This is a genomic window from Streptomyces prunicolor NBRC 13075, from assembly GCF_000367365.1.
Lineage (GTDB): Bacteria > Actinomycetota > Actinomycetes > Streptomycetales > Streptomycetaceae > Streptomyces > Streptomyces prunicolor.
This window is the reverse complement of record NZ_BARF01000084.1, coordinates 170468-193652: the sequence shown is the minus strand read 5'-3', so window position 1 is coordinate 193652 and position 23185 is coordinate 170468. Positions and strand designations below refer to the sequence as shown.

Here is a 23185-nt window from a genome sequence, read left to right as displayed (position 1 = left end):
GGTTGGCATGTGCCCGCGCGAGGTGGGCAGGAGCTGTCAGACTCGGGGCACGTGCAGTGAGGAGCCGGGCACGGGGCGTCAAGTGCCGGGCATCGGCATACTGTTGGCGGGCATGACCGCAGGAGGGGCGGGCAGGGTGGCAACGAAGACGGGGCCGACGATCCGGCGTATGCAACTGGGGCAGGAGCTGCGGAGGCTTCGCCAGAATGCGACGAGCGAGGACGGCGAGGGCCGGGGTCTGACGCTGGCGCAGGCGGTGAAGGGCCTGGCGTTCACGGAGTCGAAGTTGTACCGGGTGGAGAACGGGCTGACGGGCCTGCCCAAGGTCCAGGACCTCAAGGTGTTGCTCGACCGGTACGGGGTGACCGACCGCGAGGATGTGGATTTTCTGCTGGAGGTCCACAAGAACTCGTTGCAGCGGGGGTGGTGGTCCCCGTACCGGAGTCTCATGCCGTCCGGGTTCGGGATGAGCGTGGGGCTGGAGGGAGACGCCAAGATCTTGCGCGTCTACCAACCGCACGTGATGTTCGGGCTGTTCCAGACTGAGGCGTACACACGAGCCCAGTTCGAGATCGCCAAGGCCGTTGACGAGCGCACTACCGAGTTCGTCGAGCGGAGCATCGAGATCCGGATGCGACGGCAGGATGCGATCACCCGCAGCGAACGCCCGGTCGAGGTGCATGCGATCCTCGAAGAGGCCGCCGTGCGACGAGTGTTCGGCGGTCCGCAAGTGATGCAGGAGCAGTACGAGCGCCTTGCTGAGTTCGCCGCGCTGGATCATGTGACCGTGCAGATCCTCCCGATGTCCGAGCCGGTCTATCGCGCCTCCGACAACTTCATCCTCATGGAGTTCGAACCGCCGCTGCCGCAGGTGGTCAGCGTGGACGTCCAAGACACGGTGAGCCTGACGGACAAGGACACGGACATCTGGAGGTATGCCCGCAGGTTCGATGCCATGCGGGCCGGCGCTCCCGGGCCTCGGGAGACCCCCGGGTTCCTGGAACGACTATCGCGAGAGATGGAACAGAGATGAGCACCCGTCGAGACGTCCGTGAGTCGGTTTCCGAATCCGCTTGGTTCAAGTCTTCGTACAGCAGCGATGCGGGCGGCAGTTGCGTCGAGGTCGCCGACCTCATCCCTACCCACGTCCGGGTAGCTGTCCGCGACTCGAAGTTCCCCCATGGCCCCACCCTCGTCCTCCCGCCGCAGGCGTTCGCCGCGCTCATTGACGATGTGAAGGAGGGTCGGCCGTGAACCCGACCTGGTTCAAGTCCTCGTACAGCGACCAGACTGGCGGAAGTTGCGTCGAGGTAGCCAACCTCATCCCCACCCAAGCCCTGGTCGCCGTCCGAGACTCAAAGCTCCCCCATGGCCCCGCCCTCACACTCCCCCCAGAAGCCTTCGCCGCGTTCGTGACTCACGTGCGTACATAGGCGGCGCGATCGCCACCGACAACCGAACGACCCTCCCCCTCCCCCTCCGCCTCCCCGGACTTGGGCAACCGCCAGGCCAACACCGCGGCCACCCCCATCAACCCGGCCCCACCCCAGAACACCACCTGCGTCGCATCCACAAAGGCCTGTACGCCGGCCACGCGCGCCGAACCCGTCAGACGAGCCAGCCCCGTGATGTCCCCACCGGGCCCGTGCCCGGCGTAGAAACGGGCCAGCACCGTGCCGAACACCGCCGTCCCCAGCGCGTTGCCCAGGGTCTGGAAGAAGCGGATCGACGTCGTGGCCACCCCCAACTGGTGGCGCGGCGCGGAGTCCTGGACCAACAGGATCAGTTGGCCGACGAGCTGCCCGAACCCCGCCCCCGCCAGGAACAGTTCCCCTCGAATCAGCCACAGGGACGTGTCCGGTCCGATCGTCGTGGCCAGCAGCGCGAACGCGAGGGCCGTCGTCGCCGTACCGCTGAGCGTGAACGTCCGTGCCGACCAACCCCGTGCCCCCAGCGGCCCGGTGAGCAGACCAGCCACCCCCAACCCCACCGCCAACGGCACCAGGAACAACCCCGCCGACGAACTGGCGATGCCACGCGCGACCTGCAGATAGATCAGGACGTAGTAGATCGCGCACATCATCGCGCCACCGAGAATCGCCTGCACCGCGAAGCCCAGCCGCAGTTCGCGCACCTTGAACAACGACAGCGGCAACACCGGCTCGGGCGCCCGGAGTTGGCGCCACAGGAACAGGCCGAGCGTCGCCGCCGTAGCGAACCCCAAACCCACGATCTCCGGCGAAGCCCACCCGTACCGCTTACCGCCCCAGTCCGTCATGAGCAGCAGCGCGCTGGAGAACCCGGCCGCCAACCCCGCCCCCAAGTAGTCCAACGGGCGCCGGACATGCTGCTCGGGCAGCTTCAAGACGAAGGCGACGGTCACCAACACAACAACCCCCACCGGCAGGTTGACGTAGAAGATCCACCGCCAACTCGCATGGTCGGCGAGCAGACCCCCGATCCACGGCCCGATCGCCATCGCGCCACCGGCCACCAGCCCACCGGCATTCGCGCCCCTGCCGGAGTCCTTCTCGCCCGGTCCCTGCAGGTGCGCGATCACCACCATCGTGATGCTCATCAGGCCGCCCCCGCCCAGCCCCTGTAACGCCCGCGCCGCGATGAGCTGGTCCATCGACCGCGCGGCACCGCACAACGCCGAACCCAGCAGGAACGTACCGATCGCCGCGGCGAAGACCCGCTTGGGACCGTGGACGTCACACAGCTTCCCGTACAGCGGCAACATCGCCGCCGACGCGAGCGCATACGCACTGACCAGCCACGGAATCTTGTCGATGCCGTGGGCGGGGTCCAGATCCCGGACGATCGGGACGGTGGCCGCGGACACGATCTGCATGTCGAGCAGCGCCAACACGATCGTGACGAGGCAGACGACGAAGCCGATTTTTCGCTGGGTCTCGGTCATGGCACCCACCATGAAGGAACTTCATATACCGAGTCAATGTTTCATCCAGGATCAAATTTCGCCTTGGTACAGTGAACGCGTGACCGAAGTGATGGGACTCCGCGAGCGCAAGAAACTGGAGACGGCTCGGCGGATCGTCCGGACCGCCATCGCCCTTTTCGTCGAGCGCGGCTTCGACAACGTGTCCGTGCAGGAGATCGCCGACGCGGCCGACGTCTCCAAGATGACCGTCTTCAACTACTTCGGTACCAAAGAGGACTTGGTCTTCCGGCCGATGGAGGACCACTTCGGCGACGCGGCCCGCGCGGTGCGCGAGCGCAGGCCCGACGAGTCCCCGGTGGACGCCGTACGACGGCAGTTCCTGGAGTTGGTCGAGACGCGCGACCCATCGGTCGGCCTGGCCAACGAGGTGTTCGTCCGCCAACTGCGCGAACTCGTCCTGGGGACCCCGGCCCTACGGGACCGTGTCTTCCTGGCCGCCCAGAAGGGCACCCGGGACCTGGCCGCCCACCTCGCCGAGGAGACCGGCGACCTGATGCTCGCCACGATCGCCGCAGCCATGATCAGCGCCGCCCGCAACGCCCTCATCGAGGAGCACTGGCGCCGTGCCGACGCGGGCGACCAGGTCGACACGATCGTCGCCGACGCCTCCGAACGCACGGCGTGCGCCTTCGCCCTGGTCGAACAAGGCCTAGGGGACTACGCCCGCAAAGCCCAGTGACCAGCCAGAGCCCCGCACTCCCCACAGGCCCGCAGCCGCCGAACAACGGGAGCGGGTCGTGGCGGTACGGCGCAGCCCGCCGCGTACCCGGCACCAACCCGTTCAACCGTGGTGACAAACAGTGGGGCCCGAGTGCGGCGGGCTCGCCGTACCGCCACGACCCCGACCCCACCCACCAACCGCGGGCGCCCACCCACCGCAGGCGCCCACCCACCACCCCCGCACGGGCAAAAACACCATGTGCCTCCCACGCCCGAGGATTAGGCTCCCCGCCATGCCCCCGGCCAAGAAGCGCGCCCGTACGTACGACCCCGTCAAGACCCGCACCGCGGTCCTGGCCCAGTTCGGGAACGTACGAAAAGCCGTAGGGACCCTCACCCCCGACCAACTCGCCCTCCCCACCCGCCTGGACGACTGGACCGTACGCGAACTCGTCGCCCACATCGGCATGGCGATCACCGCGGTCCACCGCGCCCTGGCTCACCCGGCCCCGCCCGCCCAGAACGCCGTGATTCTCGACTGGCCCTTCGCCACCGCGGCCAACGCCTCCGCCATCGCCGACTTCACCCACACCCTCGCCACCCAACACCCCGACCTCGACACCTACCTCGGCGAAATCGAGCAGACCCTCACCGAACACCTCGACACCAACCCCGGCACCCGCCTCCTCGAAACCAACGCCGGCGCCATGCCCCTCGCCGACTACCTGGTCACCCGTACCGTCGAACTGGTCGTCCACACCGACGACTTGAACGCCGCCGTCCCCGGCCTCGACATCCCGTACGACCGCCAGGCCCTCGCCGCCTGCACCCGCCTCCTCGCCGACGCCCTCGCCACGAAGGTCCCCGGCGGCTCGACCGAGGTCCGCATCCCGCCGTACGCCGTGGTCCAGTGCGTCGAAGGCCCCCGCCACACCCGCGGCACCCCACCCAACGTCGTGGAGACCGACCCCCTGACCTGGCTCCGCCTCGCGACCGGGAGGACGCGCTGGAAGGACGCCGTAGAAGAGGCGAAGGTCAGCGCGAGCGGCGAGCGAGCGGATCTGAGCGGACTGCTGCCGATCATGGGGTGACCCGCGCAACCTCAAAGGCCGCCAGGGAACCCGCAAGGCAACCCGCCAGGGAACCGCTCCTCCGCCCCTCCCGTCCCACCCCCATGGACAAACAGCGATTCACCCTCGCCGTCCTGACCATCGTCCCGCTCGTCGTGGCGTGCGGCAGCGAAAAGGCGACCAGCGGCAGCGGCTCCGGCTCCGGCTCCGGCTCCGGCTCCGGCGCAAGCTCGGTAGCAGCGCAGCGCCCCGTCACCGGCGTCGACTGGCAGGTCCAGAGCATCACCGTGAACGGCGCCACCAAGAACGTGCACGGCAAGCCATACCTCGCCTTCGACGCCAAGACCGGCAAGGTCGGCGGCCACCTCGGCTGCAACGCCGTCAACGCGACGGCCACCGTACGCGCCGGACACATCACGCTGGGCCGCCCGTCCACCACCCGAATGATGTGCGACGCCTCACTCATGGGCACCGAACGAGCCCTGCTCGGCCTCTTCAACGGCCAGGTCGACTACCGAGTCGATCAAGACACCGCCACGCTGACCAGCGCAAACGGCACGATCGTCCACGCACGAGCCGACAAGTGATCCACTACCGACGAGTAACCCGAATTCGGACCAGTGGTCGATCTCGCCTACACTCGGTGCCGTGCCACGTGGTGACGGTCGACTCAGTCATGATCTGCTCCCCGGCGAGAAAGGACCCCAGGACGCTTGTGGCGTCTTCGGAGTCTGGGCTCCCGGTGAAGAGGTCGCCAAGCTCACTTACTTCGGGCTCTACGCCCTCCAGCATCGAGGCCAGGAATCCGCGGGAATCGCGGTCAGCAACGGCTCACAGATCCTCGTCTTCAAGGACATGGGACTGGTCTCCCAGGTGTTCGACGAGACCTCGCTCGGTTCGCTCCTGGGTCATATCGCGGTCGGTCACGCCCGCTACTCGACCACCGGCGCCTCCGTGTGGGAGAACGCCCAGCCGACGTTCCGCGCCACCGCGCACGGATCCATCGCGCTCGGCCACAACGGCAACCTGGTCAACACCGCGCAGCTCGCGGAGATGGTCGCCGACCTCCCCAAGCAGGAAGGCCGTACGCCCCGCGTGGCGGCCACCAACGACACCGACCTCCTGACCGCGCTGCTCGCGGCCCAGGTCGACTCCGACGGCAAGCCGCTGACCATCGAGGAAGCCGCCCACGCGGTGCTTCCGCAGGTCAAGGGCGCCTTCTCGCTCGTCTTCATGAACGAGCACACCCTCTACGCGGCCCGCGACCCCCAGGGCATCCGCCCGCTGGTCCTCGGCCGCCTGGAGCGCGGCTGGGTCGTCGCCTCGGAGTCCGCCGCCCTCGACATCTGCGGTGCTGCGTACGTCCGCGAGATCGAGCCGGGCGAGTTCGTCGCCATCGACGAGAACGGCCTGCGCACCTCCCGATTCGCGGAAGCGAAGCCCAAGGGCTGCGTCTTCGAGTACGTCTATCTGGCCCGCCCGGACACCGACATCGCCGGTCGGAACGTGTACCTCTCCCGGGTCGAGATGGGTCGGAAACTCGCCAAAGAAGCTCCGGTCGACGCCGATCTGGTCATAGCGACTCCGGAGTCCGGCACCCCGGCCGCGATCGGCTACGCGGAGGCCTCGGGCATCCCGTTCGGTGCGGGTCTGGTGAAGAACGCCTATGTCGGCCGTACGTTCATCCAGCCTTCGCAGACCATCCGGCAGCTCGGCATCCGCCTGAAGCTGAATCCGCTGAAGGAAGTCATCAAGGGCAAGCGCCTGGTCGTCGTCGACGACTCGATCGTGCGCGGCAACACCCAGCGCGCGCTGGTGCGCATGCTCCGCGAGGCCGGCGCCGCCGAGGTCCACATCCGGATCTCCTCGCCGCCCGTGAAGTGGCCCTGCTTCTTCGGCATCGACTTCGCCACCCGCGCGGAACTCATCGCCAACGGGATGACCATCGACGAGATCGGCACCTCGCTGGGCGCCGACTCCCTGTCGTACATCTCCCTCGACGGCATGATCGAGGCGACCACCATCGCCAAGCCGAACCTCTGCCGCGCCTGCTTCGACGGCGAGTACCCGATGGACCTCCCGGACCCCGAACTGCTCGGCAAGCAGCTCCTGGAGACCGAGCTGGCCGCGGGTCCCGCAGCCACGGCAGCGGCCGACGCGATCCGTCGCCCGTAACCGCATATCTCTCAACGCGAAAGATCCCAGGCAATGTCTGAGACCCCCGCTTCCGGTGCATCCGGTGCATCCGGTGCTTCCTACGCCGCTGCCGGCGTCGACATCGACGCGGGCGACCGCGCCGTAGAACTCATGAAGGAGTGGGTGAAGAAGACCCAGCGCCCCGAGGTCCTCGGCGGCCTCGGCGGCTTCGCCGGGCTCTTCGACGCCTCCGCCCTGAAGCGGTTCGAGCGCCCCCTGCTCGCCTCCGCCACGGACGGCGTCGGCACGAAGGTCGACATCGCGCGGCAACTCGGCGTCTACGACACGATCGGCCACGACCTGGTCGCGATGGTCATGGACGACATCGTGGTGTGCGGCGCCGAGCCGCTCTTCATGACCGACTACATCTGCGTCGGCAAGGTGCATCCCGAGCGTGTCGCGGCCATCGTCAAGGGCATTGCCGAAGGCTGTGTGCTGGCCGGCTGCGCCCTGGTCGGCGGCGAGACCGCCGAACACCCCGGTCTGCTGGGCCCGGACGACTTCGACGTCGCGGGCGCCGGTACGGGCGTCGTGGAGGCCGACCGGCTGCTCGGCGCCGATCGCATCCGGACGGGTGACGCGGTCATCGCGATGGCGTCCTCGGGACTTCACTCGAACGGGTACTCGCTCGTCCGGCATGTGCTCCTGAACCAGGCCGGTCTCGACCTGGACGCACGGATCGACGAGCTGGGCCGCACCCTCGGCGAGGAACTTCTCGTGCCCACGAAGATCTACTCGCTGGACTGCCTGGCGCTGACCCGTACGACCGACGTGCACGCCTACTCGCACGTCACCGGCGGCGGACTCGCGGCGAACCTCGCCCGGGTCATCCCGGACGGCCTGCACGCGATCGTGGACCGTTCCACCTGGACCCCGGCCCCGATCTTCGACCTCGTCGGCAGGACGGGCCAGGTCGAACGCCTGGAGCTGGAGAAGACCCTGAACATGGGCGTCGGCATGATCGCGATCGTCCCGGAGGAGTCCGCGGACGTGGCCCTGGAAACCCTGGCCGACCGCGGGGTCGAGGCGTGGGTCGCGGGCGAGATCACCGAGCGGGGAGATCACGCGACGGGCGCGGAGATGGTCGGCGACTACGCGTAAATCAACCGCTACGGGACGCGCGAGGCAGCGGCTTCCGGACGCAAAATCAGCCTCTCCGGCGTTTGAGGAGCGGGGTCCGGGGCGGAGCCCCGTGACGGCAGCACAAAACCCGGTCCGGTGCTTAGTGCCCCGGACCGGGCGAGGTGCAGTCAGCTAACGGGAAGTTTTTACCGCTCAGCGCGCTGCAAGCGTTACGCGCCGCGACGTTGAGACTGGGGACCGGACTCGTCGTCCTCGTCCTCGTCATCGTCGTTATAGAGATCCGCGTACTGAGCGTACGGGTCGTCTTCTTCCTCGTCGTCGTCCTCGAACGGCTCGCCATTCGGCGGCTGGCTCGAAGTCGAAGCGCCCAGCTCATTGGCCAGACGCGAGAGGTCAGTCCCGCCGCTGCTGTACTTCAGCTGGCGGGCGACCTTCGTCTGCTTGGCCTTTGCCCGGCCGCGCCCCATGGCTCGACCCCCTCGGATACGAGGCTCGGTGGCCTCAGAGTCTTGACACGCGTTCATGTTCTGGAACGGACTCTCCGTGGAGAGACCGGTCCGTAGGGCTTCCACGGTACCTGAGCCCGCGCCCATACGGTACGTCGCCCGCAGCACGTGCCGGGCTCCAGGACCGGCGAGGTGCCCTGTACTCGCTGGTCAACCGCGATTTTAACCACTTCTTGGCGGGCGACCCGCCGACGAACGTGAGAGTTCTCTCTAAGTCTTCGTCGGCGGGTACCGGAGACGCGTGCCGAGGAGCCAAGCGGAACCTCAGCGTCCGCGCGCTCCGGCGGCCTCGTGCATCCGCTGCTCGGCGATCCGGTCGGCCGCGGCGGCCGGCGGAATACCGTCTTCCTTCGCACGTGCGAATATTGCCAGCGTGGTGTCGAAGATCTTCGCGGCCTTCGCCTTGCACCGCTCGAAGTCGAACCCGTGCAGCTCGTCGGCGACCTGGATCACGCCACCGGCGTTCACCACGTAGTCCGGCGCGTAGAGGATCCCGCGGTCGGCGAGGTCCTTCTCGACGCCCGGGTGCTCCAGCTGGTTGTTGGCCGCGCCGCACACCACCTTGGCGGTCAGCACCGGCACGGTCGCGTCGTTCAGGGCACCGCCCAGCGCGCAGGGGGCGTAGATGTCGAGCCCCTCGACCCGGATCAACGCCTCCGTGTCGGCAACGGCCGTAACGCCTGCCGAATGCTTGGCCAGAATCCGCCGTACGGACTCCTCGCGCACGTCCGTGATCACGACCTCGGCGCCCTCGTCCCGCAGGTGCTCCACCAGGTGGTGCCCGACCTTGCCGACGCCCGCGATGCCGACCGTACGGCCGCGCAGCGACGGGTCGCCCCACAGGTGCTGGGCGCTGGCCCGCATACCCTGGAAGACGCCGAAGGCGGTCAGTACGGAGGAGTCGCCCGCGCCGCCGTTCTCGGGGGAACGCCCGGTCGTCCAGCGGCACTCGCGCGCCACGACGTCCATGTCGGCGACATACGTACCGACGTCGCACGCGGTGACGTACCGCCCGCCTAGCGAGGCCACGAACCGGCCGTAGGCGAGCAGCAGTTCCTCGGTCTTGTCGCGCTCCGGGTCACCGATGATCACGGCCTTGCCGCCGCCGTGGTCAAGTCCGGCCATGGCGTTCTTGTACGACATCCCGCGCGCGAGGTTGAGCGCGTCGGCGACGGCCTCTTCCTCGCTGGCGTACGGGTAGAAGCGCGTGCCGCCCAGAGCGGGGCCCAGCGCGGTGTTGTGGATGGCGATGACGGCCTTGAGGCCGCTGGCCCGGTCCTGACAGAGCACGACTTGCTCATGACCGCCCTGGTCCGAGTGGAACAGGGTGTGCAGGACGCCGTTGTCTACGTCGGTCACGGTGGTGACTCCTGGGTGAGTGGCGGCGGTTGGAGACAGGCTCCCGTAGGGGTGGCGGGTGCCGTGGCACGAGCGTAGAGCTTGTGTCCGACCGCCATCGGTGCAGTGTTCAGGATCACCTACCGAAGGGGGGGTCCGTGCGACGATTTGCATAGTTTTCCCGCCCGTTTGTGAGCGGGTCCGAAGGTTTTCCCGACGGCCGGCGGGGGAGGGAGCAGGCGTGCCCAAGAAGGTGTCCTCGGTGATCGTCCCGTACGCGACCTATCTACGGGTCTACGAGCCGCTGGCCGCTTTCCCCGAGCCGGAGCGCGGCCACTGGACGCGCTACGCCCGCCGCCCGGACCGGCCGTCGTACCAGGACGAACTGCGCCGGGCGCTGGCCGACCTGCTGCCCACCCCGCCGGTCCCGGTGCCGGTGCACGAGAGCGCCGACGCCTTCGTGGTGGAGGTCGACGGCGTGGTCTGCGTCTGCCCCTGGCGCACCCGGCTGCGCGGCTGGCAGGCCCTGGGTGACCTCGCGGAGGAGCTTCCGCCGCCGGTCCTGGACGCCGTACTCCCGCCGCTCGTACGGCACCAGGCCACCCAGGACTACGAGCGCTGGCTGGCCCGGAATCCGGATGCCCGGCCGTGGATCCGGACGGCGACCTGGCAGGTGCCGCTGAACTGGTTCGTGCTCGTCGGTGACGAGGAGCGGCGCTACGACAAGGCCTCCGGGGACGATCCGCCGATGCTGCGGTACCGGACGCCGATGGTGCAGGCGCGGCGGCGGGTGGCGCGGGCGCTGCGGGCCCTGAAGGACGCGATGGACGACGGGCCGCTGATCGAGGGTCTGGTGGACGTGGGGCGCTGGCTGGAGGAGTTCCATCCGCGGTCCCTGGTGGAGTTGGACTACGGCGGGCTCGTGCACGTCGTCCCGGCCGGCGAACTGGAGGACGACCACTCGGCGGCGGACGTGGCCGCCGGCATCGAGGCGCTGCGGACCGGGGACGGGGCGGCGGCGGGCGAGGCGTACGGGCGGCTCGTGGAGCGCTGGCGGTCGGTCAGGGACCGGCGCTCGGCGAACTGAGCACGACGGCCGTCCTTGTGCGTACCTTCCATGTGCGCACCTTCGAACGTGGCTGACAGGTTCGAACAGATGCGCATAGGATTCTTACGGTTCGTCAACACGGGACGTAGGTCCCGATCCGGACGTTTGATGCCAAGCGTGACGGACCGCACGTGCAGATGCCTTGCGCCGCTTGCCCCTCCTCATGCCAAAATAGGACAAGGAGTCCGGGGAGGACTCCATCCGTCATGCTTTGGGCGGAATCTCGGCATTGCGCGCTTTGGGGGGTCTGGATGACTCCTGATCGCCCCTGTGACTGATCGTCACAGTGGTGTGACTGTCCGCTATGGCATGGTCCATCGGCTTCCGTCGCTGATGGACACCTGGGAGGGCAATTCCATCGGTTTGGCCTACGCGGTTGGACAGATGGTGTAGTTGTAGTGCCGAGGACAAGCCGTTCGTCCTATAACCGACTCGACCCGCACACGCCATTTCGGGCAACGCGGGTCAAGGTGCAGAATTTAGAGGAAAGAACCGAGAAGGTTCGGTTCTCCCGAGGAGGCCGCTCATGACCGCTCGCACCCCTGATGCCGAGCCGCTGCTGACCCCGGCTGAGGTCGCCACGATGTTCCGTGTTGACCCCAAGACGGTCACGCGGTGGGCGAAGGCCGGCAAGCTCACTTCGATTCGCACGCTCGGCGGACACCGCCGTTACCGCGAGGCGGAGGTCCGTGCCCTGCTCGCGGGCATTCCGCAGCAGCGCAGCGAAGCCTGACCAACTGAATAAGGGCACGACGGCTAGTCCCCCAACCGGCCAAGGTGCCCGACAGCACAGCTCCAAGCGACGCGGGTTCTGCCCCAACAGGGCCCACGCCCAACGCTTTTGAAGTAACTGAACAGGGTGCGTCGTAGATCGCGCTGGACTCCGCCGGGTCCAGCGCGATCTTTTTTGTGCCTGGTCGTGGGTCCGTGCGCGGCCGACAGGCCCTGAGCGCAAGGTCCTGTGAGGGACCTTGTCGGAGTCTGGGGAGGGCTGTCGGATCTCCTGTGGACCATCCCTCGTAGGGGTGCAATTGCACATATTAAATTGACCAGTTGTAGGCGAGTCGTAAGTTCCGCCGTTTCAAAAACTTATGCGGTGACACCCGTCACATGCCGGATGGCTTGTTGCCTCTGGTCTATCTGCGCTAGGAGGGTTGGCCCTCGGGTTCGTCGCCCGGTTCCGGTGCCGCGGGCGCGTCCATGGCCAGCCGCAGCAGGCGGTGGCAGATCGAGCAGTGCCGGGTCACGTGGTGGTAGGAGCTGGCGGCCGACAGGTGCGCACGGAGCAGGGCCCGCGTCTCATGCCTGACCGAAGCCGCCATGTGCCACCTCCGTGGCCCTGCGTGGAACGGGGCCTGGTTTCTGGGTACCGGGTGGTTGGGCGGGCGTCAAGGGAGCCGTAGCGGCCATGAGGGCAACGGCGCGCACGAAAGCCCGGGTCCGAAGACCCGGGCTCTTGTTTGATCTACTGCGGTCCTGACGGGATTTGCTGTATCCGATTGCGGCTGCGCCGCGGGCGCGGCCTCCACCTTGACAGGGTGGCGAGCGCGGTTGTCGTGGGCGGCAGCGGCACGAGTAAGGCCCGCGTCTCCGAAGAGATGCGGGCCTCTGTCGATCACATGCGGTCCTGACGGGATTTGAACCCGCGGCCTCCACCTTGACAGGGTGGCGAGCACTCCAAGCTGCTCCACAGGACCTTGACTCGCGGCATTTGATGGTGCGTTGTGCCGCGAGATGAGACTGTACAGGAGGCGGGCCCGCCTGGTCGAACTCACTCGGTGTGCAGGCGTTGTTACGGTGCGGCGGCGTCGATCGCCTTCACGATCCGCTTGTCGGAGACGGGGTACGCCGTGCCGAGCGCGTGGGCGAAATAGCTGACCCGGAGCTCCTCGATCATCCAGCGGATGTCCAGGACGGACGAGGGAATCGGGCGGCCCTGCGGGAGTTGCTCCAGGAGCCACGCGTACTCGTCCTGCATCTCGTGGACCTTCTCCATGCGGGTCGTGTCCCGCTGGACCCCCGTCGGCATCTGCTGGAGGCGGCGGTCGGCGGCCACCAGGTAGCGCATCAGGTCGGGCAGGCGACGTATCCCCGCCGCCGTGACGAAGCCCGGCTTCACGAGGGCGTCCAACTGGGCGCGTACGTCCGCGAGGTTCGGGAGCAGCGCGGGGCTGTGCGCGCCCTTCAGGCGGCGCTCACAGGCCTGCCAGGCGGCCAGCACCTGCTGGACCTGGCTCACCGCCCGGACCGTCGTGTCGACGATCTCGGCGCGCACCTTCTCGTAGAGCTTCCGGTACGACTCCTCGTCCCACGCCGGGCCGCCGAAGTCGCCGATCAGTTTGTCCGCCGCCGCCAGCGCGCAGTCGTCGAACAGCGCCTGGATCGAGCCGTGCGGATTCGCGGACAGGGCCAACTTCTGCGCGTTCGTGAGCTTTTCGGACGCGAACTTCGCCGGATTGACCGGGATGTTGCGCACGATGAGCCGGCGCGTGCCCTTCCACATCGCCTCCGCCTGTTCCTCCTCCGTGTCGAAGAGCCGTACGGAGACGGTGTCGCCGTCGTCGACCAGCGCCGGGTACGCCTTCACCGGCTGGCCGGCCCTGCGGGTCTCGAAGACGCGGGTCAGGGAGCCGATCGTCCAGTCGGTGAGGCCCTTGCGTTCCAGGGACTCCCCGCCCTCGCGCTCGGCGGTCGCCGCGGCCGCCTGTGAGATGGCCTGGCGCGCCTTCGGCTTCAGCCGAACCTTCAGCGCCTCCAGGTCCTTGTCCTCGGCGATCTTGCGGCGCCGTTCGTCCACGATCCGGAAGGTGATGAGCAGGTGGTCCGGGACCTTCGACCAGTCGAAGTCGTCGGCGGTGAAGGGGACTCCGACCATGCGCTTCAACTCGCGGGCCATGGTGGTGGGGAGGGGTTCTTGGAGGGACTGTGTTTGATTGCGCCCCTCCGGGGACGACGCCGTCGCCAGGAAGCGCTGCGCGAAGTTCGGGGCCGGGACGTAGTTGCGGCGGATCGGCTTCGGGAGGGAGCGGATCAGCTCCGTCACCACCTCTTCCCGCAATCCGGGGATCTGCCAGTCGAAGCCCTCGTCCGTGACCTGGTTCAGGACCTGGAGCGGGATGTGGATCGTGACACCGTCCGCGTCCGCGCCCGGCTCGAACTGGTACGTCACCCGGAACTTGAGCTGCCCCTGCTGCCAGGAGTCCGGATAGTCGGCCTTGCTGATGTCTCCCGCGCGCTCGTTGATGAGCATCGAGCGCTCGAAGTCCAGGAGTTCGGGCTCTCTGCCTTCTTCGGTCCGCTTGTGCTTCCACCAGGAGTCGAAGTGGGCGCCGGAGACGACGTGTTCGGGCACTCGCTGATCGTAGAAGTCGTAGAGCGTCTCGTCGTCGACCAGAATGTCCCGGCGCCGCGCGCGATGCTCCAACTCCTCGACCTCGGTGAGGAGTCTGCGGTTGTCGGCGAAGAACTTGTGGTGCGTGCGCCAGTCGCCCTCGACCAGCGCGTTGCGGATGAACAGCTCGCGGGACGCCTCCGGGTCGATCCGGCCGTAGTTCACCTTGCGCTGGGCGATGATCGGGACGCCGTAGAGCGTGACCTTCTCGAAGGCCATCACGGCCGCCTGGTCCTTCTCCCAGTGCGGTTCGCTGTACGTCCGCTTGAGGAGGTGGCCGGCGAGGGGCTCGACCCACTCTGGCTCGATCTTGGCGTTGACGCGGGCCCAGAGGCGTGAAGTCTCCACCAGTTCCGCCGACATGACGAAGCGCGGGGTCTTCTTGAAGAGGGCCGAGCCGGGGAAGATCGCGAACTTGGCGCTGCGGGCGCCGAGATACTCGTTCTTCGCTGTGTTTTTCCCACCCTCCCCCCCGGCGTTCTTCACGTCCTTCATGCCGATGTGGGACAGCAGGCCCGCGAGGAGGGAGACGTGGACGCTGTGCTCGGCGGCATCCTCCTCGTTGAACTGGATGCCCATCTGCTTTGCCACCGTGCGGAGTTGGCTGTAGATGTCCTGCCACTCACGGATCCGGAGGAAGTTCAGGTACTCCTGCTTGCACATGCGACGGAACGCGGACGAGCCGCGCTCCTTCTGCTGCTCGCGGATGTACCGCCACATGTTCAGGAACGCTAGGAAGTCGCTCGACTCGTCGCGGAAACGGGCGTGTTGCTGGTCCGCCTGCGTCTGCTTGTCCACCGGGCGTTCGCGCGGGTCCTGGATGGAGAGCGCGGCGGCGATCACCATGACCTCGCGCACGCAGCCGTTCTTGTCGGCCTCCAGGACCATGCGGGCCAGGCGTGGGTCCACGGGGAGCTGGGCGAGCTTGCGGCCGGTCTGCGTGAGGCGCTTGCGCGGGTCCTTCTCGTCCGGGTCCAACGCGCCCAGTTCCTGGAGAAGTTGGACGCCGTCGCGGATGTTGCGGTGGTCCGGCGGGTCGATGAACGGGAACTTCTCGATCTCACCGAGACCGGCCGCGGTCATCTGCAGGATCACGGAGGCGAGGTTCGTCCGCAGGATCTCCGCGTCCGTGAACTCCGGACGGGCGAGGAAGTCGTCCTCGGAGTACAGGCGGATGCAGATGCCGTCCGACGTACGGCCACAACGCCCCTTGCGCTGATTGGCACTTGCCTGGCTGACCGCCTCGATGGGCAGCCGCTGCACCTTCGTACGGTGGCTGTAGCGGCTGATCCGGGCGAAGCCGGGGTCGATGACGTACTTGATGCCCGGGACGGTGAGGGAGGTCTCGGCGACGTTCGTGGCCAGAACGATCCTGCGGCCGGTGTGCTGCTGGAACACGCGGTGCTGCTCGGCGTGCGAGAGGCGGGCGTAGAGGGGGAGGACCTCGGTGAAGCGGTAGTTCTTCTTCGTCAGGGCGTCGGCGGTGTCGCGGATCTCCCGCTCGCCGGAGAGGAAGACGAGGATGTCGCCCTTGCCCTCGCCCTGAAGCTCCTCCACGGCGTCGCAGATCGCGGTGATCTGATCGCGGTCGGAGTCCTCGGACTCGTCCTCCAGGAGCGGGCGGTAGCGCACCTCCACCGGATACGTCCGGCCGCTGACCTCGATGACCGGGGCGTCGCCGAAGTGCCGGGAGAAACGCTCCGGGTCGATGGTCGCCGAGGTGATGACGACCTTCAAGTCCGGTCGCTTGGGCAGCAGTTGGGCGAGATAGCCGAGCAGGAAGTCGATGTTGAGGGACCGCTCGTGGGCCTCGTCGATGATGATCGTGTCGTAGGCGCGCAGTTCGCGGTCGGTCTGGATCTCGGCGAGCAGGATGCCGTCCGTCATCAGCTTGATGAACGTCGACTCCTGGTTCACCTGGTCCGTGAAACGGACCTTCCAGCCGACGGCCTCGCCGAGCGGGGTGTCCATCTCCTCCGCGATGCGCTCCGCGACGGTGCGCGCGGCGATACGGCGGGGCTGGGTGTGCCCGATCATCCCGCGGACGCCGCGGCCGAGTTCGAGACAGATCTTGGGGATCTGGGTCGTCTTGCCGGAGCCGGTCTCACCGGCGACGATCACGACCTGGTGATCGCGGATCGCGGCCGCGATGTCGGCCTTCTTCTGGCTGACCGGCAGCTGTTCCGGATACGAGATCGCCGGGATGCGGGTGCGCCGCGCGGCCATCCGCTCCTCGCCGCGGGCGACCTCGGTCTCGATCTCGGCGAGTGCGGCGGCGCGGGCCTCCGGCTTGCGGATCTTGCGCGCGCCTTCGAGCCTGCGCCCGAGCCGGTGCGCGTCGCGCAGGGTCAGCTCGGTCAGGCGGGGGGCGAGGTCGCCGAGGGCGGGGGCGGAAGTGCCGGGCGCGGAGGCGGGGTGCGTAGACATACGCCGTCCAGGATCTCACCTCGGCGAAATTCCTGGCGAATGGTTTGCCGGCGGGGGTTGTGCGGGTGGGTCAGGGTGCCGTTCCTGGGGGCTCCGCCCCCAGACCCCCGATCGGCCCTGAAGGGGCCTCGTCCTCAAACGCCGGACGGGCTGGTTATTGCTGGCCTGTACCTGATTTGGTGCCGGCGTCTTGCTGCTGGCGGTCGGCGTCCTGCTGCCTGCCCGCCTCCTTGGACATCGACTGAGCCGTGTTGGACACCGCCTTGATGCCGAGGTACGCCGTCGTCAGCCCCGCCATCGCGGTGAACGCCGAGGTCAGGACGCCCACGATCACCGCGCGGTCGCCGTTCAGCTGCCACACGCCGAAGATCGCCACCGCTGTGATCGCGATGTTGCTGCCGACCACCGCGAGCAGTCCGTACCGCGCCCGTATCTTCTCCAGGTCCGTGTCCCGGATGCCTCTGGCCTCGTCCTGACCCATCGCGCCCCGCCTTGTGTCGTCCGGTCACGACGAAAGCCCCGTCCCGGGTGGGACAGGGCTTTCGATCCGGTGGCTGGGGCCGGGGTCGAACCGGCGACCTATCGCTTTTCAGGCGATCGCTCGTACCAACTGAGCTACCCAGCCACGAGATTCCTTGCGGAACCTCAGCGGTCCTGACGGGATTTGAACCCGCGGCCTCCACCTTGACAGGGTGGCGAGCACTCCAAGCTGCTCCACAGGACCTTGTTGTTGTGCGAACCAGTGACCTCAGTGTCGCACACCGTTTTGCGTGTCCCCACCGGGTTTCCACCGCTCGTACCGGTGAGTACGGAGGGGCTTGTCAGCTGGGGTGACGTCGCTGCGGAAGCGTATCAGAGGATGAGCGGTGCCCTGAAAACGAGCAGCGTCCGGGCTCGGCCGCGGACTTGAGGGCGGCTGGAGGCTTGCTCGGGGAGCGGTCCAGGGGCGTCGCCCGCCGACTGCGGGGTCTGCAACGCTCGGCCGGGAGATCTCGAATGTCTCGACACTCGTGACGGGGAGTTCCGCATGCCTGATTCCACCTCGACCCTGCTGCGGCAACTGGTGCTGGCGGCCGGACCGCTCAATGTGCTCCAGGCCGGCTGCCCGGACGAGTCGTCCACCGCGTGGATCGCGGCGGCGCTGCGGGAGAACGGGCGGGGCCGGGTCCTGTGCTGCGAGCCGGACACCGTACGCGCTGATCTGGCCGCGGCGGCGGTGGAGAAGGCCGGGCTCGGGCGGCACGCACAGGTGCGGGTGGGCAGTCCGGAGCGGCTGCTGCCGGCCGTGCCCGGACCGGTCGATCTGCTGCTGCTCGGGGGGCCGCCGGAGTCCTTCCTGACCCTGCTGAAGCTGATGGAGCCCAGGATGCTGCCGGGTGCGGTGATCGTGGCGTACGGCGTCCGGGACGTGCCGGGAGGGTGTGCGGAGTTCCTGGCCCACATCCGGGTTCCGGGCAGCGGTTACGTCTCGCTGCCCCTTCCCTTCGACGGTGGCGTGGAGATGGCGGTCTGCGCCGCCTGACCGTGCCGAGGACTCATGCCGAGGAGCGCGCTGTGGCTGTTCGTCCGTTCGACCCCCGGCTACTGCCGGAGGGGCATCCCGACAAGATCGCCGTCCCGGCGCGCGGCACCGTCCTGGACGGTCTGTGGCGGGGGTTGGTGCGGTACTGCCTGTGGCCGTCCTACCGGGGCTTGGTGGCGCTCGGGTCCACGCACGTGGCCGCGCTCTGGCACCCGGAGTTCGGCGCCCACCTACAGGACGTCTCGAGCGCGTCTCCAGAGCGGGCCGGAAGGCTGACCGCACCGTCCCACTTCCCGATCCCGAGGAGAACCGTGATGAGCGACGCACGTCTGGTCGGCACCTGGACCACGCACCTGGACGACGACGGAAAGGCCGTACCCGGACTGGTCTCCTTCTCCGCGGACGGCTCGGTCGTCTCCACCCAGCTCAATACGAAGAACATCGGCCTCGGTACCTGGCGGGTCACGGGCTCCGGCACCTTCGAGTACGGCTTCCACATCCTGGCCGCCGACCCCGAGGGAAAGCATGTCGGTGAGGCGCATGTCCGGGTGTCGGGCGAGTTCGTCTCGGACACCGAGTGGCAGGGCACCGGCGGCGCCGAGTTCTTCGACCCGCAGGGCACCAAGTTGCGCGGGCATGCGGGCTCCAAGGTGACCGCCGGCAAGTTCGGCATCGACGACTGATGCGGGCGGCAGCGCTGCGGGACCGGATCGGTGGGGAGCTGGTCCTGCCGGACGATGCGGGCTACGCCCTGGCCATACAGCTGCAGAACACCGAGTACGACACCGTCGAGCCGTACGCCGTCGCGTACTGCGCCTCCGAGGAGGACGTCGCCCGCTGCGTGCGCCATGCCCGGGACCGGGGGCTGCGGCTGCACGTCCGTGGCGGTGGACACAGCTTCAACGGCTGGTCGACCGGTGAGGGGCTGGTCGTCGACCTGTCCCGGATGAGCCATACGGTGGCCGAGGAGGCCGTGGTGCGTCTCGGGGCGGGTGTCCGGTCGCTGGACGCGCTGGACGTCCTGCGGACCCGGGGCCGCCAGATCGTCACCGGCACCTTTCCCACGGTCGGTGCGGGCGGGTTTCTGACCGGCGGCGGGATCGGCTGGCAGACCAGGCGGTTCGGGCTGGGCAGCGACCTGGTCACCGCCGCGCGCGTGGTGCTCGCGGACGGCAGGACCGTCCGCTGCTCGGCCGCCGAGGAGCCCGATCTGTACTGGGCGCTGCGCGGCGGTGGCGGCGGCACCTTCGGGGTCGTCACGGAGTTCGAGGTGCGGCCGGTCGAGGCGCCCACGTTGGTCGCGTTCGAGACGCTCTGGGCGTACGACGACGCCGTGGAGGTGCTGACGGCCTGGCAGGAGTGGGCCGTCGAGGGGCCGGACGAGCTCGGCACCTCGCTGGTGGTGCTGCCGGGTATGTTCGGGCCCGGCGGGCGTCCGGTGGTCCGGGTCTGGGGTGTGCACCTGGGCACGGCCGAAGAGGTGCGGGCCGGCCTGGACGAACTGGCGGAGCGGGCCGGGAGCAAGCCGCTGAGCAGGACCGTCGGCCCGCCGGGCGGATATGCCGAGGTGATGCACGAGGCGCTGTGCGGCTCGAAGACGGTGGCTCAGTGCCATCGCACCGGGACCGGCCCCGAGGCCGAGGGCCACCGGCATCCGTACACCCGGCAGAGTTACCGGCTGACCGGCCGGGCCGCGACCCGTGCGGAGTCGGCGGCGCTGCTCGACGCCTGGGATCCCGCGCTGGACGCGGTGGGCCAGGAACGCTATCTGCTGTGCATCGCGCTGGGCGGCGCGGCGAACCGGGTGCCGAGGACCGCGACGGCCTACGCCCACCGCGACGCGCGGTTCCTGATCGGCTATCAGTTCGCCTGCCGTGACGTGGCGGGAGACGCGGCGGCCCCGGCGCGGCTGACCGCCCTGGCCGACCGCGCGGCGACGGCACTCGCGCCGCTCGCCTGCGGCTCGTACATCAACTTCCCCAGTTCCCGGGTGGGCGGGGACTGGGAGACGGAGTACTTCGGCGAGAACCGGAGCCGGCTGCGTGCGGTGAAGCGGGCCTACGACCCGGAGGACTTCTTCCGGCACGCGCAGAGCATCGGCCACAGTGCCCCGACCACCGAGGTGGAGTCATGAAGACGGATCTGCGGGACAAGGTGGTGCTGGTCACCGGCGCCTCCTCCGGCATCGGCCGGGCGACGGCCGTGGCGTACGCGGAGGAGGGGGCCAGGGTCGCGATCACCTTCCACACGAACGAGGCCGGCGCCCGGGAGACGGCCCGGCTGGTGACCGAGGCCGGTGGCACGCCTCTGGTGGTGCGGTACGACCTCGCGGACGAGAGCTGCGTACGGGACGCGGTGGGGAGGGTCGCCGAGGAGTGGGGCGGCATCGACGTGCTGGTGGCCAACGCGGTGGTCTGGAGCGAGGCGATACCGCGTCCGGGGCAGCCCGTGCCGCGCTTCGAGGACGTGCCGGCGAAGCAGTGGCAGGAGGTGCTGCGCAACTCCGTCGAGGCGGTGTTCCACACCCTGCAGGCGGCGCTGCCGTGGATGCGCGGGCGTCCGTGGGGCCGGGTGGTGCTGCTCGGCGCGGGCCTCGCGGACACGGGCAAGGCGGGCGCGGGAGCGTACGGCGCGGGCAAGTCCGGGCTGTTCGGGCTGATGCGGAGCCTGGCCTGGGAGCTGGGGCCCGACGGGATCCTGGTCAACATGGTGGTGCCGGGGCAGACCAGCACCGAGACCGTGCGGGCCCATGTCCCGCCCGGGTTCCTGGAGGAGAAGGGCAGGAGCCTGCCGTCGGGGCGGATGTCCGCGCCTCAGGACGTGGCGAACGCCGTCGTCTTCCTCGGCTCCGCCGCCAACGGCAACACCAACGGCGAGACCCTCCGGGTGACGGGCGGGGCCTGACGGGTCCGCCCGCGCACGCCGCCGTACCGGGCCCCGTGGCCTTCCGGGACTTCGACGTCCTGGAGGGGCACGGGGCCCAGGTGTGCCCGTGTTCCTGGTGTCGAGTTGTCCTCGACGGTGTTTCGAGGGGTGCCCGACACCGTGTGGGGCATGGAGATTCGTAGCCTCGACGGTGATGAGCCGGCGACCATCGCCGCTCTGCTTCCCGGGTTCCGGGAGACCATGACGCTGGAGCTGCCCGGTGATCCGCCGGTGACGGAGGCGCTCCTCGCGCGGCTCTTCCAGCGGCGGCACGGGACGGAGCGGATCGTGCTCGTCGTGTACGACGACGACACCCCGGCCGGTGTGCTGAAGCTCGGGCTCGACCTGGGGGATCCGGCCGGGCCGGGGCACGGTTCGCTGTGGGTGTTCCCCGGCTTCCGGCGGCGCGGTGCCGGACGGGCCCTGGCGGCGGCGGGGCTGGCGGCCCTGCGGGAGCGGGGACGGGAGCTGCTGCTGGCCGACGCTCCCAGGGCGATGGCCGGTGAGCGCTTCGCGGCGGAGCTCGGCGCGGAGCTCGTCGGCGAGACCGTGCGCAACCGGCTGCGGCTCGCCGGACCCGCCCGTGCGGTGCTGGAGTCCGCGGTGGCCCGGCCGGTGCCCGGCTACCGGCTGGTGTCGTGGCACGGGCCCTGCCCCGATGATCTGGTGGAGTCCTACGCGCGGGCCTGGAGCGCTCTGGAGGAGCGCGTCAACGGCCAGGCCCGGGTACGGCGTCCGAGTGCCGACGACGTACGGGCGCGGGAGGCCGAGGCGGAGCGGGCCGGGCATCTGCCCCACGTGGTGGCCGCGATGCCCGGGCAGGGCGCCGAAATCGTCGCGTACAGCACCTTGTTCGTGCGGGACAGCCCGATGGCGGACGCCGGCGAGACGCTGGTGCTGCCGCGGCACCGGCGGCGCGGACTCGCCACCTGGCTCAAGGCCGCACTGCTGCTCGGGGCGGCCCGGGAGAACGGGCGGCTTCAACTGGTCCAGGTCTTCGACGACTCCGCCAACACCGCTGTGCTCGCGCTCGACGAGCGGCTCGGCTTCGAGGCCGACTCCCACTGGTCGACGTACGCGCTCAAGGCCGCCTGAGCGGACGTACCCCACTGATCAGAGAGGAACCCATGACCACTGTGATGCCCATCGGGCAGCGCACGCGCAACGCCGAGCTGGTCCGCGATCTGTACGGGACGTTGTACCGCGAGCACCGCTTCGAAGAGGCCGGTCGCTTCTTCCACGCCTACCACGTCGAGCACGCCCCGATCGAGTGGATGATGCCGGACCGGCGTGGGCTGTCGGCGGACATCGACCATCTGGTGGCCGACAACGACCGGGTGATGCTCTTCGCGACCTGGACCGGGCGCACCCCTGCCGGGGCCGAACTCCGGCTGCACACCGCCGAGTTGTACCGGCTGTGGGACGGCAGGGTCACCGAGCACTGGAACGTGGTGGACCGGGACCTGCTCGTCGCGCACGGTGTGGACGGCGGGCCGGAGCGGAGTGGTCAGCCGTCCGCTCCCGGGCTGCACGGTCCGCACAGCGACACCGAGCGCGCCAACGCGGAGCTGGTGCTCGGCGCGTACCGGGACGTCTTCAGCGAGCACCGGCTGGAGCTCGCCGAGCGCTACTACCACCAGGACTACCGGCACCACAACATGCGTACGGACGCGGTGCCGAACGGGCTCGACGCCTTCAAGGCGTTCTTCGCGGACAACATCGCCGCCTTCCCCGACCTGGTCACCACCGTGGACCACATCGTCGCCGCCGACGACCGGGTGATGGTCTTCGTGACCTGGACCGGCACGCTCACCGGGGCCTGGAGCGGGGGCGGTCCGTCCGGGCTGCCGCTGGAGATGCGTACCTGCGACCAGTTCCGGATCGAGCGGGGGAAGGTCGCCGAGCACTGGGAGGTCGTCGACTACCTGGCGCTGGGCAAGGCGGGGCTGCCGACGCCGTGAGCAGCATCCACAACCGTTCCGAGAGGGGCTTGG

The 23185-nt window shown here is 68.9% G+C and carries 22 protein-coding genes and 3 tRNA genes; 16 read left to right on the top strand and 9 right to left on the bottom strand.

Features of this window, described 5'->3' with window-relative positions; translation table 11 throughout:
- Positions 1–169 precede the first annotated feature (169 nt).
- Genes SPR02S_RS35800 through SPR02S_RS60790 form a run of 3 tightly spaced genes read left to right on the top strand, consistent with a single transcriptional unit; the run spans position 170 to position 1433 of the window.
- On the top strand, positions 170–1033 hold the full coding sequence (locus SPR02S_RS35800; protein WP_245607673.1) for a helix-turn-helix domain-containing protein: 864 nt from the start codon (positions 170–172) through the stop codon (positions 1031–1033).
- Positions 1030–1254 (top strand): DUF397 domain-containing protein, encoded by a 225-nt coding sequence (locus SPR02S_RS35795; RefSeq protein ID WP_019061832.1) that lies wholly within the window; start codon positions 1030–1032, stop codon positions 1252–1254. The genes SPR02S_RS35800 and SPR02S_RS35795 overlap by 4 nt, the downstream gene beginning before the upstream one ends.
- Positions 1251–1433 (top strand): DUF397 domain-containing protein, encoded by a 183-nt coding sequence (locus tag SPR02S_RS60790; RefSeq protein WP_078623100.1) that lies wholly within the window; start codon positions 1251–1253, stop codon positions 1431–1433. Before SPR02S_RS35795 ends, SPR02S_RS60790 begins: the two co-directional genes overlap by 4 nt.
- Here SPR02S_RS60790 and SPR02S_RS35790 read toward each other — a convergent pair.
- Positions 1418–2923, bottom strand: coding sequence for an MFS transporter (locus tag SPR02S_RS35790; RefSeq protein ID WP_052347105.1), 1506 nt, complete (start codon positions 2921–2923; stop codon positions 1418–1420). The genes SPR02S_RS60790 and SPR02S_RS35790 overlap by 16 nt on opposite strands.
- A gap of 79 nt (positions 2924–3002) precedes the next feature.
- Between SPR02S_RS35790 and SPR02S_RS35785 the strand changes: the two genes are divergently transcribed.
- The 5 genes from SPR02S_RS35785 to purM all read left to right on the top strand — a co-directional run bounded on the left by SPR02S_RS35785 (position 3003) and on the right by purM (position 7992).
- Positions 3003–3644 (top strand): TetR/AcrR family transcriptional regulator, encoded by a 642-nt coding sequence (locus SPR02S_RS35785; protein ID WP_019061830.1) that lies wholly within the window; start codon positions 3003–3005, stop codon positions 3642–3644.
- A 274-nt stretch (positions 3645–3918) separates the two neighbouring features.
- Complete coding sequence (locus tag SPR02S_RS35780) at positions 3919–4716, top strand: maleylpyruvate isomerase family mycothiol-dependent enzyme (protein ID WP_019061829.1); 798 nt, start codon at positions 3919–3921, stop codon at positions 4714–4716.
- A gap of 83 nt (positions 4717–4799) precedes the next feature.
- The gene (locus tag SPR02S_RS57115) at positions 4800–5282 is read left to right on the top strand and encodes an META domain-containing protein (protein WP_019061828.1); all 483 of its coding nucleotides are present in this window, start codon (positions 4800–4802) and stop codon (positions 5280–5282) included.
- 61 nt (positions 5283–5343) lie between these two features.
- Complete coding sequence (purF, locus tag SPR02S_RS35770; protein WP_019061827.1) at positions 5344–6870, top strand: amidophosphoribosyltransferase; 1527 nt, start codon at positions 5344–5346, stop codon at positions 6868–6870.
- 33 nt (positions 6871–6903) lie between these two features.
- Positions 6904–7992: a phosphoribosylformylglycinamidine cyclo-ligase gene (gene purM, locus SPR02S_RS35765; protein ID WP_019061826.1), complete on the top strand. Its 1089-nt coding sequence runs from the start codon at positions 6904–6906 to the stop codon at positions 7990–7992.
- A 191-nt stretch (positions 7993–8183) separates the two neighbouring features.
- On the opposite strand, the gene SPR02S_RS35760 is transcribed toward purM, so the two are convergent.
- A complete protein-coding gene (locus tag SPR02S_RS35760; protein WP_019061825.1) occupies positions 8184–8441 on the bottom strand; it encodes a DUF3073 domain-containing protein in 258 nt (85 codons plus the stop codon).
- A 303-nt stretch (positions 8442–8744) separates the two neighbouring features.
- Positions 8745–9839: a Leu/Phe/Val dehydrogenase gene (locus SPR02S_RS35755; protein WP_019061824.1), complete on the bottom strand. Its 1095-nt coding sequence runs from the start codon at positions 9837–9839 to the stop codon at positions 8745–8747.
- 220 nt (positions 9840–10059) lie between these two features.
- Between SPR02S_RS35755 and SPR02S_RS35750 the strand changes: the two genes are divergently transcribed.
- On the top strand, positions 10060–10905 hold the full coding sequence (locus SPR02S_RS35750; RefSeq protein ID WP_019061823.1) for a DUF8083 family protein: 846 nt from the start codon (positions 10060–10062) through the stop codon (positions 10903–10905).
- Positions 10906–11452: 547 nt separating this feature from the next.
- Positions 11453–11659, top strand: coding sequence for a developmental transcriptional regulator BldC (gene bldC / locus SPR02S_RS35745; RefSeq protein ID WP_003949541.1), 207 nt, complete (start codon positions 11453–11455; stop codon positions 11657–11659).
- A 412-nt stretch (positions 11660–12071) separates the two neighbouring features.
- Here the strand turns inward: bldC and SPR02S_RS64100 are convergent, their stop codons facing one another.
- The 6 genes from SPR02S_RS64100 to SPR02S_RS35715 all read right to left on the bottom strand — a co-directional run bounded on the left by SPR02S_RS64100 (position 12072) and on the right by SPR02S_RS35715 (position 17468).
- Positions 12072–12248: a DUF6274 family protein gene (locus tag SPR02S_RS64100; protein WP_019061822.1), complete on the bottom strand. Its 177-nt coding sequence runs from the start codon at positions 12246–12248 to the stop codon at positions 12072–12074.
- Positions 12249–12548: 300 nt separating this feature from the next.
- Positions 12549–12623 (bottom strand) — tRNA-Asp (locus SPR02S_RS35735).
- A 95-nt stretch (positions 12624–12718) separates the two neighbouring features.
- Positions 12719–16744: an ATP-dependent RNA helicase HrpA gene (gene hrpA / locus SPR02S_RS35730; protein WP_019061821.1), complete on the bottom strand. Its 4026-nt coding sequence runs from the start codon at positions 16742–16744 to the stop codon at positions 12719–12721.
- 154 nt (positions 16745–16898) lie between these two features.
- Positions 16899–17225 carry a hypothetical protein gene (locus SPR02S_RS57110; protein ID WP_019061820.1) on the bottom strand — a complete coding sequence of 109 codons (327 nt, stop codon included), beginning with the start codon at positions 17223–17225 and terminating at the stop codon, positions 16899–16901.
- 70 nt (positions 17226–17295) lie between these two features.
- Positions 17296–17369, bottom strand: a tRNA-Phe gene (locus SPR02S_RS35720).
- Positions 17370–17393: 24 nt separating this feature from the next.
- A tRNA-Asp gene (locus tag SPR02S_RS35715) sits at positions 17394–17468 on the bottom strand.
- A gap of 303 nt (positions 17469–17771) precedes the next feature.
- Between SPR02S_RS35715 and SPR02S_RS57105 the strand changes: the two genes are divergently transcribed.
- The 6 genes from SPR02S_RS57105 to SPR02S_RS59190 all read left to right on the top strand — a co-directional run bounded on the left by SPR02S_RS57105 (position 17772) and on the right by SPR02S_RS59190 (position 23152).
- Positions 17772–18266: an O-methyltransferase gene (locus tag SPR02S_RS57105; protein ID WP_019061819.1), complete on the top strand. Its 495-nt coding sequence runs from the start codon at positions 17772–17774 to the stop codon at positions 18264–18266.
- Positions 18267–18298: 32 nt separating this feature from the next.
- On the top strand, positions 18299–18949 hold the full coding sequence (locus SPR02S_RS35705) for a hypothetical protein (protein ID WP_019061818.1): 651 nt from the start codon (positions 18299–18301) through the stop codon (positions 18947–18949).
- A complete protein-coding gene (locus SPR02S_RS35700) occupies positions 18949–20400 on the top strand; it encodes an FAD-binding oxidoreductase (RefSeq protein ID WP_019061817.1) in 1452 nt (483 codons plus the stop codon). The genes SPR02S_RS35705 and SPR02S_RS35700 overlap by 1 nt, the downstream gene beginning before the upstream one ends.
- The gene (locus SPR02S_RS35695) at positions 20397–21170 is read left to right on the top strand and encodes an SDR family NAD(P)-dependent oxidoreductase (protein WP_019061816.1); all 774 of its coding nucleotides are present in this window, start codon (positions 20397–20399) and stop codon (positions 21168–21170) included. The genes SPR02S_RS35700 and SPR02S_RS35695 overlap by 4 nt, the downstream gene beginning before the upstream one ends.
- A 150-nt stretch (positions 21171–21320) precedes the next feature.
- On the top strand, positions 21321–22286 hold the full coding sequence (locus SPR02S_RS35690; protein ID WP_158697943.1) for a GNAT family N-acetyltransferase: 966 nt from the start codon (positions 21321–21323) through the stop codon (positions 22284–22286).
- A 32-nt stretch (positions 22287–22318) separates the two neighbouring features.
- Entirely contained in the window at positions 22319–23152 is an 834-nt protein-coding gene (locus tag SPR02S_RS59190) for an ester cyclase family protein (RefSeq protein WP_019061814.1), read from the top strand.
- Positions 23153–23185 lie beyond the last annotated feature (33 nt).

Coding starts and splice junctions, on each gene's coding strand:
- SPR02S_RS35795 (WP_019061832.1), top strand. CDS start 1,030: ATGAGCACCCGTCGAGACGTCCGTGAGTCGGTTTCCGAATCCGCTTGG.
- SPR02S_RS35800 (WP_245607673.1), top strand. CDS start 170: ATGCAACTGGGGCAGGAGCTGCGGAGGCTTCGCCAGAATGCGACGAGC.
- SPR02S_RS59190 (WP_019061814.1), top strand. CDS start 22,319: ATGACCACTGTGATGCCCATCGGGCAGCGCACGCGCAACGCCGAGCTG.
- SPR02S_RS35700 (WP_019061817.1), top strand. CDS start 18,949: ATGCGGGCGGCAGCGCTGCGGGACCGGATCGGTGGGGAGCTGGTCCTG.
- SPR02S_RS35760 (WP_019061825.1), bottom strand. CDS start 8,441: ATGGGGCGCGGCCGGGCAAAGGCCAAGCAGACGAAGGTCGCCCGCCAG.
- SPR02S_RS57115 (WP_019061828.1), top strand. CDS start 4,800: ATGGACAAACAGCGATTCACCCTCGCCGTCCTGACCATCGTCCCGCTC.
- SPR02S_RS35780 (WP_019061829.1), top strand. CDS start 3,919: ATGCCCCCGGCCAAGAAGCGCGCCCGTACGTACGACCCCGTCAAGACC.
- SPR02S_RS57110 (WP_019061820.1), bottom strand. CDS start 17,225: ATGGGTCAGGACGAGGCCAGAGGCATCCGGGACACGGACCTGGAGAAG.
- SPR02S_RS35690 (WP_158697943.1), top strand. CDS start 21,321: ATGGAGATTCGTAGCCTCGACGGTGATGAGCCGGCGACCATCGCCGCT.
- SPR02S_RS35695 (WP_019061816.1), top strand. CDS start 20,397: ATGAAGACGGATCTGCGGGACAAGGTGGTGCTGGTCACCGGCGCCTCC.
- SPR02S_RS57105 (WP_019061819.1), top strand. CDS start 17,772: ATGCCTGATTCCACCTCGACCCTGCTGCGGCAACTGGTGCTGGCGGCC.
- bldC (WP_003949541.1), top strand. CDS start 11,453: ATGACCGCTCGCACCCCTGATGCCGAGCCGCTGCTGACCCCGGCTGAG.
- SPR02S_RS64100 (WP_019061822.1), bottom strand. CDS start 12,248: ATGGCGGCTTCGGTCAGGCATGAGACGCGGGCCCTGCTCCGTGCGCAC.
- hrpA (WP_019061821.1), bottom strand. CDS start 16,744: ATGTCTACGCACCCCGCCTCCGCGCCCGGCACTTCCGCCCCCGCCCTC.
- SPR02S_RS35790 (WP_052347105.1), bottom strand. CDS start 2,923: ATGACCGAGACCCAGCGAAAAATCGGCTTCGTCGTCTGCCTCGTCACG.
- purM (WP_019061826.1), top strand. CDS start 6,904: ATGTCTGAGACCCCCGCTTCCGGTGCATCCGGTGCATCCGGTGCTTCC.